Source organism: Kitasatospora sp. NPDC001132 (genome assembly GCF_053598415.1).
In genome coordinates this window covers 168,459-186,661 of the sequence record NZ_JBSFKF010000015.1, presented here as the reverse complement: position 1 = coordinate 186,661, position 18,203 = coordinate 168,459, and the positions used below count along the sequence as shown (strand labels likewise).

Here is an 18,203-nt window from a genome sequence, read left to right as displayed (position 1 = left end):
GCCTCGGGCGCGGACGCGCTGCGGGTGCGGCTGGTGTCCGCCGGTACGGACGCGGTGTCGCTGACGCTCGCGGACGCCGAGGGGCAGCCGGTCGGGACCATCCGATCGCTGGCCCTGCGGCCGGTGGTGGCCGAGCAGTTGGCGGTGGCCGGTGGGTCGACCGACTCGCTGTTCGGCGTGGACTGGGTGGAGATCGCGCTCGGGGCCGGGTCAGCCGCCGACGTTCAGCTGTTCTCGTCACTGGCCGAGCTGGCCGGGGACGAGGTTCCCGAGGTCGTGGTCGTCGAGGCTCCGCAGGCGGGCGGCGGTGACGTGGCCGAGGCCGCGCACGCTGCCGGTGTGTGGGCCCTGGAGCTGGTGCGGGGCTGGCTGGCGGAGGAGCGCTTCGCCGCTTCGCGGCTCGCCGTGGTGACGCGTGGCGCCGTTGCTGCGGGTCTGGCGGAGTCGGTGGTCTGGGGTCTGGTGCGCTCGGCGCAGTCGGAGAACCCGGACCGGTTCCTGCTGGTGGACCTGGAGGCGGGCGCCGAACTGCCGTCGGGCGTCCTCTCCTGTGGTGAGCCGCAGGTGTCGGTGCGCGGGGGCGTGGCGTTCGCGCCTCGCCTGGTTCGCGTTGCCGCTTCCTCGGAGAGCAGCGTGTCGCTGGGCGAGGGTACGGTCCTCGTCACGGGTGGTACGGGTGGTCTGGGTTCGCTGGTGGCCCGGCACGTGGTCACGGCGCACGGGGTGCGGAGCCTGCTGCTGACCAGCCGTCGCGGCCCGGAAGCGCCTGGCGCTTCCGAACTGCGCGACGAGCTGGCCGGGTTGGGCGCGGAGGTGGATGTCGTCGCCTGCGACGTCACCGACCGCGCGGCCGTCGCCCGCATGCTGGAGGGTCGTTCGCTGTCGGCGGTGGTCCACACGGCCGGCGTCCTGGATGACGGTGTGGTGTCGTCGCTGACGCCGGAGCGGCTGTCGGCGGTACTGCGTCCGAAGGTCGACGCGGCTTGGCACCTGCACGAACTGACCGCCGGGATGGACCTGTCGGCGTTCGTCCTGTTCTCCTCCGCCTCCGGCGTCTTCGGCGCCGCGGGCCAGGGCAACTACGCCGCCGCGAACGCGTTCCTCGATGCTCTGGCGGCCCGCCGCCGGGCCGACGGCCTGCCGGGCACGTCGCTGGCCTGGGGCCTGTGGGCCGAGGACGGCGGCATGGCCACCAGCCTGTCCGAGGCCGACGTCCGTCGCCTGGCCCGGGCCGGCGTGGCGCCGCTGCGTTCGCAGGAGGGCCTGGGCCTGTTCGACGGCGCGCTCACCCTGGACCGCGCCCTGCTCGTCCCGATGCACCTGGACCCGGTGGCCATGACCGGCGCCGGCGAGGTCCCGCCCCTGCTGCGCGGACTCGTCCGTACGCCGCGCCGCCGGACCGCCGCCAGCGGCGGTTCCGCTGCCGCCGGTTCGCTGGCCGAGCGCCTGCTGGCCCTGCCGGTGGCGCGCCGCGACGAGGCCGTCCGCGAGGTGGTCCGCACCCAGGTGGCCGAGGTCCTGGGCCACGGTTCGGCGGAAGGGGTGGACCCGGCCCGCGCCTTCCGTGAGCTGGGCTTCGACTCCCTCACCGCCATCGAGCTGCGCAACCGCCTCAACGCGGCCACCGGCCTGCGCCTGCCGGCCACACTGGTCTTCGACTACCCGACGCCGTCCGCGCTCGCCGACTTCATCCGCGACGAACTCGTCGGTGAGGCCCCGGCGACTGCCGGCGTGCTGTCCACGACCGTCGTGGACGAGCCGATCGCGATCGTCGGCATGGCCTGCCGCTACCCGGGCGGGGTCGCCTCGCCCGAGGACCTGTGGCGGCTGGTGCACGGCGGCGGCGACGGCATCTCGCTCTTCCCGACCGACCGTGGCTGGGACCTCGACGCCCTGTTCGGCGCGGACGGCACCCAGCCCGGAGGCAGCCACACGCGGGAAGGCGGATTCCTGCACGGCGCCGCCGAGTTCGACGCCGGCTTCTTCGGCATCAGCCCCCGCGAGGCGCTCACCATGGACCCGCAGCAGCGCCTGCTGCTGGAGACGTCCTGGGAGGCCTTCGAGCGGGCGGGCGTCGACCCGGCCGCTCTGCGCGGCAGCGCCACCGGCGTGTTCACGGGCGTGATGTACCACGACTACGCCTCGCTGCTGGAGTCGGTCCCGTCCGGCGCCGAGGGCTACCTGGGCACCGGCAACGCGGGCAGTGTCATCTCGGGCCGCCTGGCGTACACCTTCGGTCTTGAGGGCCCGGCGGTGACGGTCGACACCGCCTGCTCCTCCTCCCTGGTCGCCCTCCACCTGGCCGCCCAGGCCCTGCGCAACGGCGAGTGCACGATGGCCCTGGCGGGCGGTGTGACGGTGATGTCCACCCCGGCCGCGTTCATCGACTTCAGCCGCCAGGGCGGGCTCTCCTTCGACGGCCGCTGCAAGGCCTTCTCGGCCGACGCGGACGGTACCGGCTGGTCCGAGGGTGTCGGCATGCTCCTGCTGGAGCGCCTGTCCGACGCGCAGCGCAACGGGCACCAGGTTCTCGCGGTGGTCCGTGGCAGTGCGATCAACCAGGACGGTGCCAGCAACGGCCTGACCGCCCCCAACGGCCCGTCCCAGCAGCGCGTCATCCGCCAGGCCCTCGCCAACGCACGCCTCACGGCCAACGACGTGGACACGGTCGAGGCGCACGGCACCGGCACCACCCTCGGCGACCCGATCGAGGCGCAGGCGCTGCTGGCCACCTACGGCCAGGAGCGTGCCGAAGAGCCGCTGTGGCTGGGGTCGTTGAAGTCCAACATCGGCCACACCCAGGCGGCGGCCGGTGTCGGCGGCATCATCAAGATGGTGCTCGCGATGCGGGAGGGTGTGCTTCCGCAGACGCTGCACGTCAACGAGCCGTCCCCGCACATCGACTGGGCCTCGGGCGCCGTCGAGCTGCTGACCGAGGCCCGGCCCTGGCCGGAGACCGGGCGTCCGCGTCGCGCGGCCGTCTCCTCCTTCGGCTTCAGCGGCACCAACGCCCACGCCATCATCGAGCAGGCCCCGGCCGACGCTCCGCGTGAGGCGGGCACCACCGCCCGGCAGCTGCTTCCGTGGGTGCTGTCCGGCCGTACCGAGGCCGCCCTGCGGGACCAGGCGCTTCGCCTGCGTTCCCACCTCGAGGGCCCCGTCGAGTCGGCGGACGTCGCCTTCTCGCTGGCGGTCACGCGGGGCCGGTTCGACCACCGGGCCGTGCTGACGGCGGCCGACCGGGACGAGGTGCTGCAGGCTCTCGCCGCGCTCGCCCGGGGCGAGTTCGCGGACGGCCTGGTGCGAGGCACGGCCGACACCGGGAAGCTGGCGTTCCTGTTCACCGGGCAGGGCAGCCAGCGTCCCGGGATGGGCCGGGAGCTGTACGAGGCCTACCCGGTGTTCGCGGAGGCCTTCGACGCCGTGTGCGCCAAGGTCGAACTCCCGCTGAAGGAGGCGGTGTTCGGCGAGGACGCTGACGTCCTGGTGCGGACGGAGTTCACCCAGCTCGCGCTGTTCGCCGTCGAGGTGGCGCTGTTCCGGCTCTTCGAGAGTTGGGGCGTGCGCCCCGACGTCCTGGTGGGCCACTCGATCGGTGAGCTGGCGGCCGCGCACGTCGCGGGCGTTCTCTCCCTCGACGACGCCGCCGCGCTGGTGGCGGCCCGTGGCCGGCTGATGCAGGCGCTGCCCGAGGGTGGCGCGATGGTCGCGGTGAAGGCCGCCGAGGCCGAGGTGCTGCCGCTGCTCACCGAGAACGTCAGCATCGCCGCGGTCAACGGGCCGACGTCCGTGGTGGTCTCGGGCGAGGAGTCCGAAGTCCTGGCGATCGCAGGGAAGTTCGAGAAGACCAAGCGCCTCAATGTCTCCCACGCCTTCCACTCCCCGCTGATGGACGGCATGCTGGACGACTTCCGCGAGGTGGCCGAGCGCCTGACGTACAGCGCCCCGCGCATCCCGGTGGTCTCCAACGTCACCGGCACCCTGGCCACCGCCGAGGAGCTGTGCGAGCCCGAGTACTGGGTGCGCCACGTCCGCGAGGCCGTCCGCTTCGCCGACGGCATGCGGGCCCTGGAAGCCCAGGGCGTCACCACGTACCTGGAGCTGGGCCCCGACGGTGTCCTCACCGCCATGGCCCAGGACTTCCTCGCGGACGGCGTGTTCGTGCCCGCGCTGCGCTCCGGCCGGCCCGAGGCGCGGACCGCGCTGACCGCCCTGGCCACCGCCCACGCCCACGGCGCGTCCGTCGACTGGCCGGCGCTGTTCGCCGGCACCGGCGCCCGCCGCGCCGACCTGCCCACCTACCCCTTCCAGCGCGAGCGCTACTGGCCGACGGTCGGTGTCCGCCGGGCCGGGGACGCGACGGCCTTCGGGCTCGGGCGGACCGACCACCCGTTGCTGGGTGCGGCGGTGGCGCTGGCCGACGGTGAGGGCCACCTGTTCACCGGCAGCCTGTCGCTGCGCACCCACCCGTGGCTGGCGGAGCACGCGGTCGCGGGCACGGTGATCCTGCCCGGCACGGCCTTCGTCGAGCTCGTGATGCGGGCAGCGGACGAGGTCGGCTGTGCGGTGCTGGAGGAGCTGACGCTGGCGGCGCCGCTGGTGCTGTCCGAGCAGGGCGGGCTGGCTGTCCAGGTGCTGGTCGGCGGGCCGGACGAGGACGGGCGCAGGCCCGTGAGCGTCCACTCCCGTTCGGAGCGGGCCTCGGCGGACGAGCCGTGGACACGGCACGCGACCGGTGCGCTGGCCTCGGCCGCGCGTACGGAGGGCGAGTCGCTGACGGAGTGGCCGCCGGCCGGGGTCGAGCCCGTGGCCGTCGACGGCTGGTACGAGGCGCTGGCCGTGTCCGGGTTCGACTACGGACCGACGTTCCAGGGACTGCGGGCCGCCTGGCGGCGCGGCGACGAGGTGTTCGCCGAGGTCACCCTGCCGGAGGAACCGGCCGACCACGCCGCCGGCTTCGGACTGCACCCGGCGCTGCTGGACGCCGCGCTGCACGCGATCGGGCTGGGCGTCCTGGCCGACCGGGAGGGCGGCGGTCTGCTGCCGTTCTCCTGGAGTGGCGTCGAGCTCCACGCCTCGGGCGCGGGCGCGCTGCGGGTGCGGCTGGCGGCGGCGGGGCGCGACGCGGTCGCGCTGACCGTCGCGGACGCCGGGGGCCGTCCGGTGGCGACGGTGGACTCTCTGGTGCTGCGGCCGGTGGACCGGGAGCAGCTGGCCCGGGCGGGCGGTGCGTCGCACGAGGACGCGCTCTTCCGGCTGGACTGGTCGGCTCCGGCCGTCGCGTCGGCGGCCTCGCCGGCCGAGCCGGTGGCCGAGGGCCGGTGGGCGCTGCTGGGCGAGGACGCCTTCGGCGTGGCCGAGGCCCTGGCCGCCGCGGGTACGGTTCCGGACCGCCACGCCGACCTGCTCGGCCTGGTGGAGTCGGGCACCGCCCCCGACGTGCTGCTGCTGACCTGCCCGGCCGGCGGGCTGCTCGCCGACGCCGCCCCGGGAACCGCCGACGCCGCCGATGCCGCCGACAACGCCCGGGTCGCCGCCTTCCGCGTGCTGACGCTGGTGCAGGCGTTCCTCGCCGAGGAGTGCTTCACCGGCACCCGGCTGGTGCTGCTCACCCGGGGTGCGCTGGCCGCCGCCCCGCGGGACGGCGTGCCGGACCCGGGCGCGGCCACGGTCTGGGGCCTGGTGCGGTCCGCGCAGTCCGAGTACCCGGGACGCTTCGTCCTGGTCGACCTGGACGAAGCGCCGGACGCCGCCCGGGCGCTGCCCGTCGCCCTGGCGGCCGAGGAGCCCCAACTGGCGGTGCGCGACGGCGCCTTGCTGATCCCGCAGCTCGCCAGGGCGCAGACCCCGGGCACCGCCCGGGGCGCCCTCGACCCGGACGGCACGGTGCTGCTCACCGGTGCCACCGGAGCGCTGGGCGGCCTGGTCGCCCGGCACCTGGTGGCCGAGCACGGGGTGCGTCACCTGCTGCTGCTCAGCCGTCGCGGCGAGGCCGCCGACGGGGCCCGGGAGCTGGCCGGGGAACTGTCCGGGCTGGGCGCCGCGGTGGCCTTCGCGGCCTGCGACGCGGCCGACCGGGAGGCGCTGGGCAAGGTGCTCGCCACCGTCCCGGCGCAGCACCCGCTGACGGCCGTCGTGCACACCGCCGGTGTGCTCGACGACGGCGTGATCGGCTCGCTCACGCCCGAGCGGCTGGACGCCGTGCTGCGGCCCAAGGTCGACGCGGCGCTCAACCTGCACGAGCTGACGGCCGGTTCGGGCCTCGCCCGGTTCGTCCTGTTCTCCTCCGCGGCGGGCACGCTGGGCAACGCCGGTCAGGCGAACTACGCCGCGGCCAACGCCTTCCTGGACGCGCTGGCGCAGCACCGCGCCGCCCGTGGCCTGCCCGGCACCTCGCTCGCCTGGGGGCTCTGGGAGCAGTCCGGCGGGATGGCCGCCGCCCTGGAGGGCACCGGCGCCCGCCGGATGGCCCGGGGCGGTGTCTCGGCGCTGACCGCGGAGCAGGGCCTGGCGCTGCTCGACCGGGCGCTGGCCGGCGACGAGTCGGTGCTGGTGCCGATCGCCCTGGACCTGCGAGCGCTGCGGGCCCGCGCCGCCGGGGCGGCCGTACCGGCCGTGCTGCGCACGCTGGCGCCGTCGGCGGCCCGTCGGGCGGTGGACGCCTCGGGCGACGCCGCCCACGCGCTGCGGCAGCGGCTGGCCGGTGCCGAGCCGGAGGAGCGGGACCGGATCCTGCTGGACCTGGTCCGCTCGCACGGCGCGGCGGTGCTCGGCCACGCGGGCCCCGACGCGGTGGTGCCCGGGCGCGGCTTCCTGGAGCAGGGCTTCGACTCGCTGACGGCGGTCGAGCTGCGCAACCGGATCGGCGCCGCCACCGGGCTGCGGCTGCCGGCCACCCTGCTGTTCGACCACCCGAGCCCTGCCGCGCTGGCCGGACACCTGGCCGGCGAGCTGCGGACCTCCGGTGCCGGCGGTTCCGTCGAGCCGGTGCTCGGCGAACTCGGGCGGCTGGAGGCGTCCCTGGCGGCGCTGGCGGCCGGTCCGTTGGACGACACGGTCCGGGCCGGGCTGACCGCCCGCCTCCAGGACCTGCTCGCCCTGTGGGGCGCCGCCGCCCCGGCGGCCGGCGAGGCCGTCACCGAGCGGCTCGACGAGGCCAGCGACGACGACCTCTTCGACTTCATCGACAACGAGCTGGGGCTCTGACCTCGTGCGTATGGATATCTGTGACAACTTCCGGACGGGGGAGCACCGTGGTGAATGAGGACAAGCTTCGCGACTACCTCAAGCGGGTGACGGCCGATCTGCACCAGACGCGGCTGCGGCTGCGCGAGGTGGAGGCGGCCGACCAGGAGCCGATCGCGATCGTCGCGATGAGCTGCCGCTACCCGGGCGGCGTGGCCTCGCCCGAGGAGCTGTGGAAGCTGGTCGCGGCCGGCGGTGACGGCGTGTCGGCGTTCCCGACCGACCGCGGCTGGGACCTGGAGGCGCTGTACTCCCCGGACCCGGACAGCCCCGGCACCTCGGTGACCCGCGAGGGCGGCTTCCTGCACGACGCGGGCCGCTTCGACCCGGCGTTCTTCGGCATCTCGCCGCGCGAGGCGATGGCCATGGACCCGCAGCAGCGGCTGCTGCTGGAGACCTCCTGGGAGGCCTTCGAACGCGCGGGCATCGACCCCGGCACGCTGCGCGGCAGCGCCACCGGCGTGTTCGCCGGCGTGATGTACCACGACTACGCCGCCCGGCTGTCCGTGGTGCCGGAGGGCGTCGAGGGCTACCTCGGCACCGGCAGCTCGGGCAGCATCGCCTCCGGCCGGGTGTCGTACACCTTCGGTCTTGAGGGCCCGGCCGTCACCGTGGACACCGCCTGCTCCTCCTCGCTGGTCGCCCTGCACTGGGCCGTCCAGGCGCTGCGCCGCCAGGAGTGCACCCTCGCCCTGGCCGGCGGTGTGACGGTGATGGCCACCCCCGGCGCCTTCATCGACTTCAGCCGCCAGCGCGGCCTGGCCCTCGACGGCCGCTGCAAGGCCTTCTCGGCCGACGCCGACGGCACCGGCTGGGCAGAGGGCGCGGGCATGCTCCTGCTGGAGCGCCTCTCCGACGCCGAGCGCAACGGACACCCGGTGCTGGCCGTCGTGCGCGGCAGCGCGATCAACCAGGACGGTGCCAGCAGCGGCCTCACCGCGCCCAACGGCCCGTCCCAGCAGCGCGTCATCCGCCAGGCCCTGGCCGACGCCCGGCTCACCTCCGACCAGGTGGACGCCGTCGAGGCGCACGGCACCGGCACCACCCTCGGCGACCCGATCGAGGCCCAGGCGCTGCTCGCCACCTACGGCCAGGAGCGCCCGGGCGACCGCCCGCTGTGGCTGGGCTCGCTCAAGTCCAACATCGGTCACACCCAGGCGGCGGCCGGCGTCGGCGGCATCATCAAGATGGTGCTCGCGATGCGGGAGGGCGTGCTGCCGCGCACCCTGCACGTGGACGAGCCGTCCCCGCACATCGACTGGACCGCCGGCGCCGTCGAGCTGCTGGCCGAGGCCAGGGACTGGCCCGAGACCGGCGCGCCGCGCCGCGCGGGTGTCTCCTCCTTCGGGTTCAGCGGCACCAACGCCCACGTCATCCTGGAGCAGGCGCCCGCGCCGGCCGCCGAACCTGCCGACACCGCCGCCTCCCCGGCGGTGCTGCCGTGGCTGCTCTCCGCCCAGACCGAGGACGCGCTGCGTGAGCAGGCCGTCCGGCTGCAGGCCCGCCTGGCGGACGGGGCGGCGGACGCGTCCGCGCTCGACGTCGCCTACGCCCTGGCCACGGGCCGGGCGCAGCACCGGTACCGGGCGGTGGTCGTCGGCCGGGACGGTGAGGAACTCATCGCCGGCGTACGGGCGTTGGCGGAGGGGCGACCGGCGGCCGGCACGGTCGTCGGCGAGGCCTCCGAGGGGCGGACGGCGTTCCTGTTCACCGGGCAGGGCAGCCAGCGTCCCGGGATGGGCCGGGAGCTGTACGAGGCCTACCCGGTGTTCGCGGAGGCCTTCGACGCGATCTGCGCTCGGGTCGAACTGCCGCTGCTTGACGCCGTGTTCGGCGAGGACGCTGACGTTCTCGCCCGTACCGAGTACACCCAGCTCGCGCTGTTCGCCGTCGAGGTGGCACTGTTCCGGCTCTTCGAGAGCTGGGGCGTGCGCCCCGACGTCCTGGTGGGCCACTCGATCGGTGAGCTGGTGGCCGCGCACGTCGCGGGCGTTCTCTCCCTCGACGACGCCGCCGCGCTGGTGGCGGCCCGTGGCCGGCTGATGCAGGCGCTGCCCGAGGGTGGCGCGATGGTCGCGGTGAAGGCCGCCGAGGCCGAGGTGCTGCCGCTGCTCACCGAGAACGTCAGCATCGCCGCGATCAACGGCCCGACGTCCGTGGTGGTCTCCGGCGACGAGTCCGAAGTCCTGGCGATCGCCGGGAAGTTCGAGAAGACCAAGCGCCTCAACGTCTCCCACGCGTTCCACTCCCCGCTGATGGACGGCATGCTGGACGACTTCCGCGAGGTGGCCGAGCGCCTGACGTACAGCGCCCCGCGCATCCCGGTGGTCTCCAACGTCACCGGCACCCTGGCCACCGCCGAGGAGCTGTGCGAGCCCGAGTACTGGGTGCGCCACGTCCGCGAGGCCGTCCGCTTCGCCGACGGCATGCGGGCCCTGGAAGCCCAGGGCGTCACCACGTACCTGGAGCTGGGCCCCGACGGTGTCCTCACCGCGATGGCCCAGGGCTGCGTCGCGGACGGCGTGTTCGTGCCCGCGCTGCGCTCCGGCCGGCCCGAGGCGCAGAGCGCGCTGACCGCCCTGGCCACCGCCCACGCCCACGGCGCGTCCGTCGACTGGCCGGCGCTGTTCGCCGGCACCGGCGCCCGCCGCGCCGACCTGCCCACCTACCCCTTCCAGCGGGAGCACTTCTGGCTCCACCCGCCGGCCGTCCCGTTCGGCAGCCCGGTCGCCCTGGGCCAGAGCCCGGTGGGCCACCCGCTGCTCGGCGCCGCGGTGTCCGTGGCGGACGCGGACGGGGTGCTGTTCACCGGCCGGCTCTCGCTGCACTCGCACCCGTGGCTGGCCGACCACGCGGTGGCCGGCACGGTGATCCTGCCCGGGACGGCCTTCGTCGAACTGGCCCTGCGGGCCGGTGACCAGGTCGGCTGCGCGCTGCTGGACGAGCTGACGCTGGAGGCCCCGCTGGTGCTCCCGGCGTCCGGCGGCGTGCAGGTCCAGGTCCGGGCCGGCGCGGCCGACGGTGCGGGCCGCCGCCCGGTGACCGTCCACGCGCGGGCCGAGAGCGCCGGCGAGGACGGCCCCTGGACTCGCCACGCCTCGGGCACGCTCTCGGCGGCGCTGCCGGCCGCCCCGGCCGGGGACGTCGAGGGCAGCTGGCCCCCGGCCGGCGCCGAGGCGCTGGACGTGGACGGTCTGTACGCCGGGATGGCGGCCGCCGGCTTCGGGTACGGCCCGGCGTTCCGCGGCCTGCGGGCGGCCTGGCGGCACGGCGACGAGGTGCTCGCCGAGGTCGCGCTGCCCGAGCCGGTGCGGGGCGACGCCCGCGCCTTCGGCCTGCATCCGGCCCTGTTGGACGCCGCCGTGCAGGCGGTGGGCCTCGGCGGGTTCGTCGCGGCCGACGGCGGGGCCCACCTGCCCTTCGCCTGGACCGGCATCGCCCTGCACGCCACCGGCGCGGACGCGCTGCGCGTGCGGCTGGCGGCGGCCGGCCAGGACACGGTGGCGCTGAGCCTCGCCACCGCCGACGGCCGGCCGGTCGGCTCGGTCGAGTCGCTGGCCCTGCGCCCGCTCGGGGCCGGCGCCCTGACGGCCGGCGACGGCGCCGACGCGCTGTTCGCCGTCGACTGGACGGCGCTGCCCGCCGCCGACGGCCCGGCCGGTGCGTCCTGGGCCGTCGCCGGCCAGGATCCGCTGGGCCTGCTGGCGGACCTGCCCACCGTCGTCGACGGGCTCGACGTCCACGCCGGTCTGCCGGACCTGCTGGCGGACCTGGACTCCGGCGCCGAGGCCCCCGCGACCGTCCTGGTCCCGTGGGCCACCGAGCCCGCCGCCGACCTGCGTACGGCGGCCCGCGACGCCGCCTGCTTCGCCCTGACGCTGGCCCAGGCCTGGCTGGCCGAGGAGCGGTTCGCCGCCTCCCGGCTGGTCCTGGTGACCCGGGGCGCCGTCGCGCTCCCGGGCGAGGCCCTCGCGGACCCCGCCGCGGCCGCCCTGTGGGGCCTGCTGCGCTCGGCCCAGTCCGAGCACCCGGGCCGCCTGGTGCTGCTGGACCTCGACCCGGCGGACGGCCCGGACGCCGTCACCGCCCTGCCGGGCGCGCTGGCGAGCGGCGAGCCCCAGCTGGCGCTGCGGGCCGGCCGGGCCCACGCGCCCCGGCTGGCCCGGGCGGCGGGCGGCACCGACCTCCCGGCCCTGGACCCGGCGGGCACCGTCCTGGTGACGGGTGCCACCGGCTCGCTCGGCGCCCTGGTGGCCCGTCACCTGGTGACCCGGTACGGCGTGCGGCACCTGCTGCTGCTCAGCCGCCGCGGCCCGGTGGCCGAGGGCTGGCCGGAGCTGGCCGGGGAACTCGCCGGGCTGGGCGCCGAGGCGACCATGGTCGCCTGCGACGCGGCCGACCGCGAGGCGCTGGGCGAGGTGCTCGCGGCCGTCCCGGCGCAGCACCCGCTGACCGCCGTGGTGCACACCGCCGGTGTGCTCGACGACGGCGTGGTCGCCGCCCTCACCCCCGACCGGGTCGACGCGGTGTTCCGTCCGAAGGTCGACGCGGCGCTCAACCTGCACGAGCTGACTGCCGGCCAGGACCTCGCCGCCTTCGTGCTGTTCTCCTCGGCGGCCGGCACCTTCGGCAACGCCGGCCAGGGCAACTACGCGGCGGCCAACGCCTTCCTGGACGCGCTCGCCGCGCACCGCCGCGCCGGGGGCCTCCCGGCGACCTCGCTGGCCTGGGGCCTGTGGGCGCAGCAGTCCGGGACGCCCGGCACCGGCGGCATGGCGGGCGAGCTGCAGGACGGCGACGCCCGGCGCCTGTCGCGCTCCGGCGTCGACGCCCTCACCGCCGAGCAGGGCCTCGCCCTGTTCGACCGGGCGCTGTCCGCCGAGCGGGCGGTCCTGGTGCCGATCCGGCTCGACCTCGGCGCCCTGCGGGCCGGGGCGCAGGCCGGGCTGCCGCACCTGCTGCGCGGCCTGGTGCGCGTCCCCGTCCGCCGCGGTGCGGCCGCAGGTGCCGACCCGTCCGGCTCCGAACTGGCCCGCCTGCTGGCGCCGTTGGCGCCGGAGCAGCGGACGGCGCGGCTGCTGTCGGAGGTCCGCGACCAGGCGTCGGCCGTTCTCGGCCACAGCTCGGCCGAGGCCGTGGAACCCGCGACCTCCTTCACCCGGCTGGGCTTCGACTCGCTGACCGCCGTCGAGCTGCGCAACCGGCTCGGTGCGCTGACCGGCCTGCGGCTGCCCGCCGGCCTGGTCTTCGACCACCCGACACCGGCGGCCCTGGCCGCCTACCTGGCCGAGGAGCTGTTCGACGGCGCCCGGGCCGACCGGACGCTCCCCGCGCCGGTGACGCCGGCCGGCGGCGACGAGCCGATCGCCATCGTCGGCATGGCCTGCCGCTACCCCGGCGGGGTGCGGACCCCCGAGGAGCTGTGGGCCCTGGTCGCCGGCGGTCGGGACGCCGTCACCCCGTTCCCGGCCGACCGCGGCTGGGACCTCGACGGCCTGCACGACGACGACCCGGACCAGCAGGGCACCAGCTACGCCCGCGAGGGCGGGTTCCTGCACGACGCGGCCGAGTTCGACCCGGCGTTCTTCGGCATCTCGCCGCGCGAGGCGCTCGCCATGGACCCGCAGCAGCGGCTGCTGCTGGAGACCTCCTGGGAGGCCTTCGAACGCGCGGGCATCGACCCCGGCACGCTGCGCGGCAGCGCCACCGGCGTGTTCGCCGGCGTGATGTACCACGACTACCTCAGCCGGCTTCCGGCCCTGCCCGCCGGCGTCGAGGGCTACCTCGGCACCGGCGGCTCCGGCAGCGTCGCCTCGGGCCGGGTGTCGTACACCTTCGGTCTCGAGGGCCCGGCGGTGACCGTGGACACCGCCTGCTCCTCCTCCCTGGTCGCCCTGCACCTCGCCGCCCAGGCGCTGCGCGGCGGCGAGTGCGAGCTGGCGCTGGCCGGCGGTGTGACGGTGATGTCCACCCCCGGCCCGTTCGTCGAGTTCAGCCGCCAGCGGGGCCTCGCCGCCGACGGCCGCTGCAAGGCCTTCTCGGCCGACGCGGACGGCACCGGCTGGGCCGAGGGCGCGGGCATGCTGCTGCTGGAGAAGCTGTCGGACGCCCGCCGCAACGGCCACCCGGTGCTCGCCGTGGTCCGCGGCTCCGCCGTCAACCAGGACGGCGCCAGCAACGGCCTGACCGCCCCCAACGGCCCCTCCCAGCGCCGCGTCATCCGCCAGGCCCTGGCCGCCGCCCGGCTGACCGCCGCCGAGGTGGACGCCGTCGAGGCGCACGGCACCGGCACCACCCTCGGCGACCCGATCGAGGCCGACGCGCTGCTCGCCACCTACGGGCAGGAGCGCGGCGAGAACGGCGAGCCGCTGTGGCTGGGCTCGCTCAAGTCCAACATCGGCCACGCCCAGGCGGCGGCCGGTGTCGGCGGCATCATCAAGATGGTGATGGCGATGCGGGAGGGCGTGCTGCCGCGCACCCTGCACGCGGACGAGCCGTCGCCGCACATCGACTGGACCGCGGGCGCGGTCGAGCTGCTCACCGAGGCCCGGCCGTGGCCGGAGACCGGGCGTCCGCGTCGCGCGGCCGTCTCCTCCTTCGGGTTCAGCGGCACCAACGCCCACGTCGTGGTCGAGCAGGCGCCGGCCGCGCCCGAGACCGAGGCCCGCATCATGCCCCCGGCGCTCCCGTGGGTGCTCTCCGGCCGGGACGAGACCGCGCTGCGCGAGCAGGCGGTCCGGCTCCTCGGCCGGCTGGGTGCGGCCCGGACCGGCGTCGAGCCGGTCGATGTCGCGTACGCGCTGGCCACCGGCCGCGCCGTGCACAAGCACCGGGCCGTGGTCGTCGGCCGTGACGGCGGCGAACTCCTGGCCGGTGTCAGGGCGTTGGCACGCGGTGAGGCGGCGGCCGGGGTGGTCGCGGGGGAGGCCGGCGGGAAGCTGGCGTTCCTGTTCACCGGGCAGGGCAGCCAGCGTCCCGGGATGGGCCGGGAGCTGTACGAGGCCTACCCGGTGTTCGCCGAGGCCTTCGACGCCGTGTGCGCCAAGGTCGAACTCCCGCTGAAGGAGGCGGTGTTCGGCGAGGACGCTGACGTCCTGGCGCGGACGGAGTTCACCCAGCTCGCGCTGTTCGCCGTCGAGGTGGCGCTGTTCCGGCTCTTCGAGAGCTGGGGCGTGCGCCCCGACGTCCTGGTCGGCCACTCGATCGGCGAGCTGGCGGCCGCGCACGTCGCGGGCGTTCTCTCCCTCGACGACGCCGCCGCGCTGGTGGCGGCCCGTGGCCGGCTGATGCAGGCGCTGCCCGAGGGTGGCGCGATGGTCGCGGTGAAGGCCGCCGAGGCCGAGGTGCTGCCGCTGCTCACCGAGAACGTCAGCATCGCCGCGATCAACGGCCCGACGTCCGTGGTGATTTCGGGCGAGGAGTCCGAAATCCTGGCGATCGCCGGGAAGTTCGAGAAGACCAAGCGTCTGAGCGTCTCGCACGCCTTCCACTCCCCGCTGATGGACGGCATGCTGGACGACTTCCGCGAGGTGGCCGAGCGCCTGACGTACAGCGCCCCGCGCATCCCGGTGGTCTCCAACGTCACCGGCACCCTGGCCACCGCCGAGGAGCTGTGCGAGCCCGAGTACTGGGTGCGGCACGTCCGCGAGGCCGTCCGCTTCGCCGACGGCATGCGGGCCCTGGAGGCCCAGGGCGTCACCACGTACCTGGAGCTGGGCCCCGACGGTGTCCTCACCGCCATGGCCCAGGGCTGCGTCGCGGACGGCGTGTTCGTGCCCGCGCTGCGCGCCGGCCGGCCCGAGGCGCAAAGCGCGCTGACCGCCCTGGCCACCGCCCACGCCCACGGCGCGTCCGTCGACTGGCCGGCGCTGTTCGCCGGCACCGGCGCCCGCCGCGCCGACCTGCCCACCTACCCCTTCCAGCGCCGCCGCTACTGGCTGGAGGCGCCGGCCCTGGTCGGGGACGTCGCGTCGGCCGGGCTGCGGCTCGCCGGGCACCCGCTGCTCGGCGCGGCCGTCGCGGTGGCCGACTCCGAGGAGCTGCTGTTCACCGGCAGCCTGTCGCTGCGCACCCAGCCCTGGCTGGGCGACCACGCGGTCGCGGGCACGGTGATCCTCCCCGGCACGGCCTTCGTCGAGCTGGCGCTCGCGGCGGGCGAGCAGGCGGGCTGCCGCCACCTGGAGGAGCTGACGCTGGAGGCCCCGCTGGTCCTCCCGGCGCGTGGCGCCGTGGAGTTGCAGGTGCGGGTGGCCGCGCCGGACGCGTCCGGCCGCCGCGCGCTGACCCTGCACGCCCGTTCGCAGGACGCCGCGCCGGGTGAGCCGTGGACCCGCCACGCCGCCGGCGCGCTCACCGCCGAGCCGGCCGACACCGGGCGGACCGCCGAGGCCGGGCCGGCCGAGTGGCCGCCGGCCGGGGCCCGGGCGCTGGAACTGGACGGCCTGTACGAGGGCCTGGCCGAGCACGGTTTCGGCTACGGCCCGGCTTTCCAGGGCCTGCGGGCCGCCTGGCGGCGCGGCGACGAGCTGTTCGCCGAGGTCGCCCTGCCGGAGGAACCGGCCGACCAGGCCGTCGGGTTCGGCCTGCACCCGGCACTGCTGGACGCCGCGCTGCACGCCCTCGGCCTGCCCGACCCGGCGGCGTCCGCCGCCGGAGCGGACTCTGCCGCGGCGGACGCCGGGGAGCAGCAGGCACAGGGCCGGCTGCCGTTCTCCTGGAGCGGCGTGACCCTGGTCGCCTCCCGGGCCCGGGCGCTGCGGGTCCGGCTGGCCCCGGTCGGCCCGGACGCCGTCGCCCTGACGCTGGCCGACCAGGACGGCCGTCCGGTCGGTTCGGTCGAGGCGCTGGTGGTCCGGCCGCTGTCGCCGGAGCAGGTCGGGGCGGCCGGCGCGGCCGTGATCGACTCGATGTTCGCGGTCGAGTGGTCGCCGGTGGCGGGTCTGCCCGCCCCGGAGCCGTCCGACTGGTCCCTGGTCGGCGCGGACGGCCACGGGCTGGAGGCCCTTGAGGACGCCCTGGGCGCCGTCGGCGGCCTGGTGGACCGGCACCCGGACGTGGCCGCGCTGCTGGCGGCCCTGGACGACGGCGCGCCCGCGCCGGAGGCCGTGCTGGTGCCGGTGCGCGGGCGCGGCGGGGACCTCGCCGAGGCCACCCGGGACGCGTTGGGCGAGACGCTGGCGCTGGTGCAGCTGTTCGCGGCCGACAGCCGGCTGGCGGGCAGTCGGCTGGTGCTGCTGACCGGTGGCGCGGTGGCGGCGGGCGCCGAGGAGGACGTGACCGACCTGGCCGCCGCCGCGGTCTGGGGCCTGGTCCGCTCGGCGCAGTCCGAGGAGCCGGGCCGGTTCACCGTGGTGGACCTGGACGGCGACGAGCGCTCGCGGCGGGCGCTTGCCGCGGCCCTGGCGGCCGACGAGCCGCAGCTGGCGCTGCGCCGGGGTGCGGCGCTGGCCCCGCGGCTGGCCCGGGTGAGCGCCCCGCAGGCGGCCGAGGCCGCCGTCCCGAGCGCCTTCGCCGCGGACGGGACCGTCCTGCTCACCGGCGCCACTGGCGCCCTCGGCCGGGTGCTCGCCCGGCACCTGGTCGCCGACCTCGGCGTGCGGCACCTGGTGCTGGCCGGCCGGCGCGGCCGGTCCGCCGAGGGGATGGACGAGCTGGTGGGGGAGCTGACCGCGCTGGGCGCGGGCGTCGCCGTCGAGGCGTGCGACGCGGCCGACCGGGAGGCGCTGGCCGGCCTGCTGGCCCGGATCCCGGCCGACCACCCGCTGACCGGGGTCGTGCACGCGGCCGGGGTGCTGGACGACGGCGTCCTGTCCTCCCTGGACGCGGGGCGGCTGGAGCGGGTGCTGCGACCGAAGGTCGACGCCGCGCTCAACCTGCACGAGCTGACGGCGGGCCTGGAGCTCGACTCCTTCGTCCTGTTCTCCTCGGCCGCCGGGGTCTTCGGCAACGCCGGGCAGGCGAACTACGCCGCCGCCAACGCCTTCCTGGACGCCCTGGCCCGGCACCGCCGGACCCGGGGCCTGCCCGCCGTCTCCCTGGCCTGGGGCCCGTGGGCGGAGGCCGGCATGGCCGGTTCGCTGGAGGAGGGCGACGGCCGCCGGATGGCCCGGGGCGGTGTGAGCGCGCTCACCGAGCCCGAGGGTCTGACCCTGTTCGACGCCGCGCTCGGCCTCGCCGAGCCCGCGCCCGTCCCGGTCCGGCTTGATGTCCCCGCGCTGCGCGGCGAGTTGGGCGAAGGACCGGTCCCGCCGCTGCTGCGCGGGCTGGTCCGTCCGGTGCGGCGTGCGGCGGCGGGTGTGCCCGCCGCCGGCGGCGACCTGGCGGGCCGGCTGGCCGCGGCCTCCCCGGCCGAGCGGGAGAGGATCCTGCTGGAGCTGGTCCAGGACCAGGTGGCGGCCGTCCTCGGACACCCGGACCGGTCCGCCGTCGAGCCCGAACTGGCCTTCAAGGAGCTCGGCTTCGACTCCCTCACGGCGGTCGAGCTGCGCAACCGGCTGAACGCCGTGACCGGCCTGCGGCTGCCGGCCACCCTGGTCTTCGACCACCCGTGCGCGCTCGACCTCGCCGAGCGGCTGCGGGAGGACCTGCTCCAGGAGGGCGCCGACGCGGTCACCCCGATGCTCGCCGAACTCGACCGGCTGGAGGCGGCGCTGACCGCCGCCGCGACGGACGAGGAGGGCCGGGCCCGGGTCGCGATCCGGCTCCGGGCCCTGGCCGAGCGCTGGGCCGCGGAGGAGGCCCGCCCCGAGGACGCCACCGTCGCCGACGAGTTGGAGGCGGCCACCGACGACGAGATGTTCGAGTTCATCGGCAAGGAGTTCGGCATCTCCTGACCCGTCGCCGCCCGAACCGGCACCTCCCGCTCCGCCACCCCCGGTGGGCCGGGCGCCGCGCCACCCCGGCGCCCGAGCCGCCCGGCCCACCCCACCAGACTTCCGAACCGCGCCCTGCGGTCGCTC

At 76.5% G+C, this 18,203-nt stretch carries 1 pseudogene; it reads left to right on the top strand.

The annotated features are described in order from the left end of the window. Window positions 1-18,077 (top strand): annotated as a pseudogene (locus tag ACWDBE_RS21425) (SDR family NAD(P)-dependent oxidoreductase); the annotation flags it as partial. Between the last annotated feature and the right edge of the window lie 126 nt (window positions 18,078-18,203).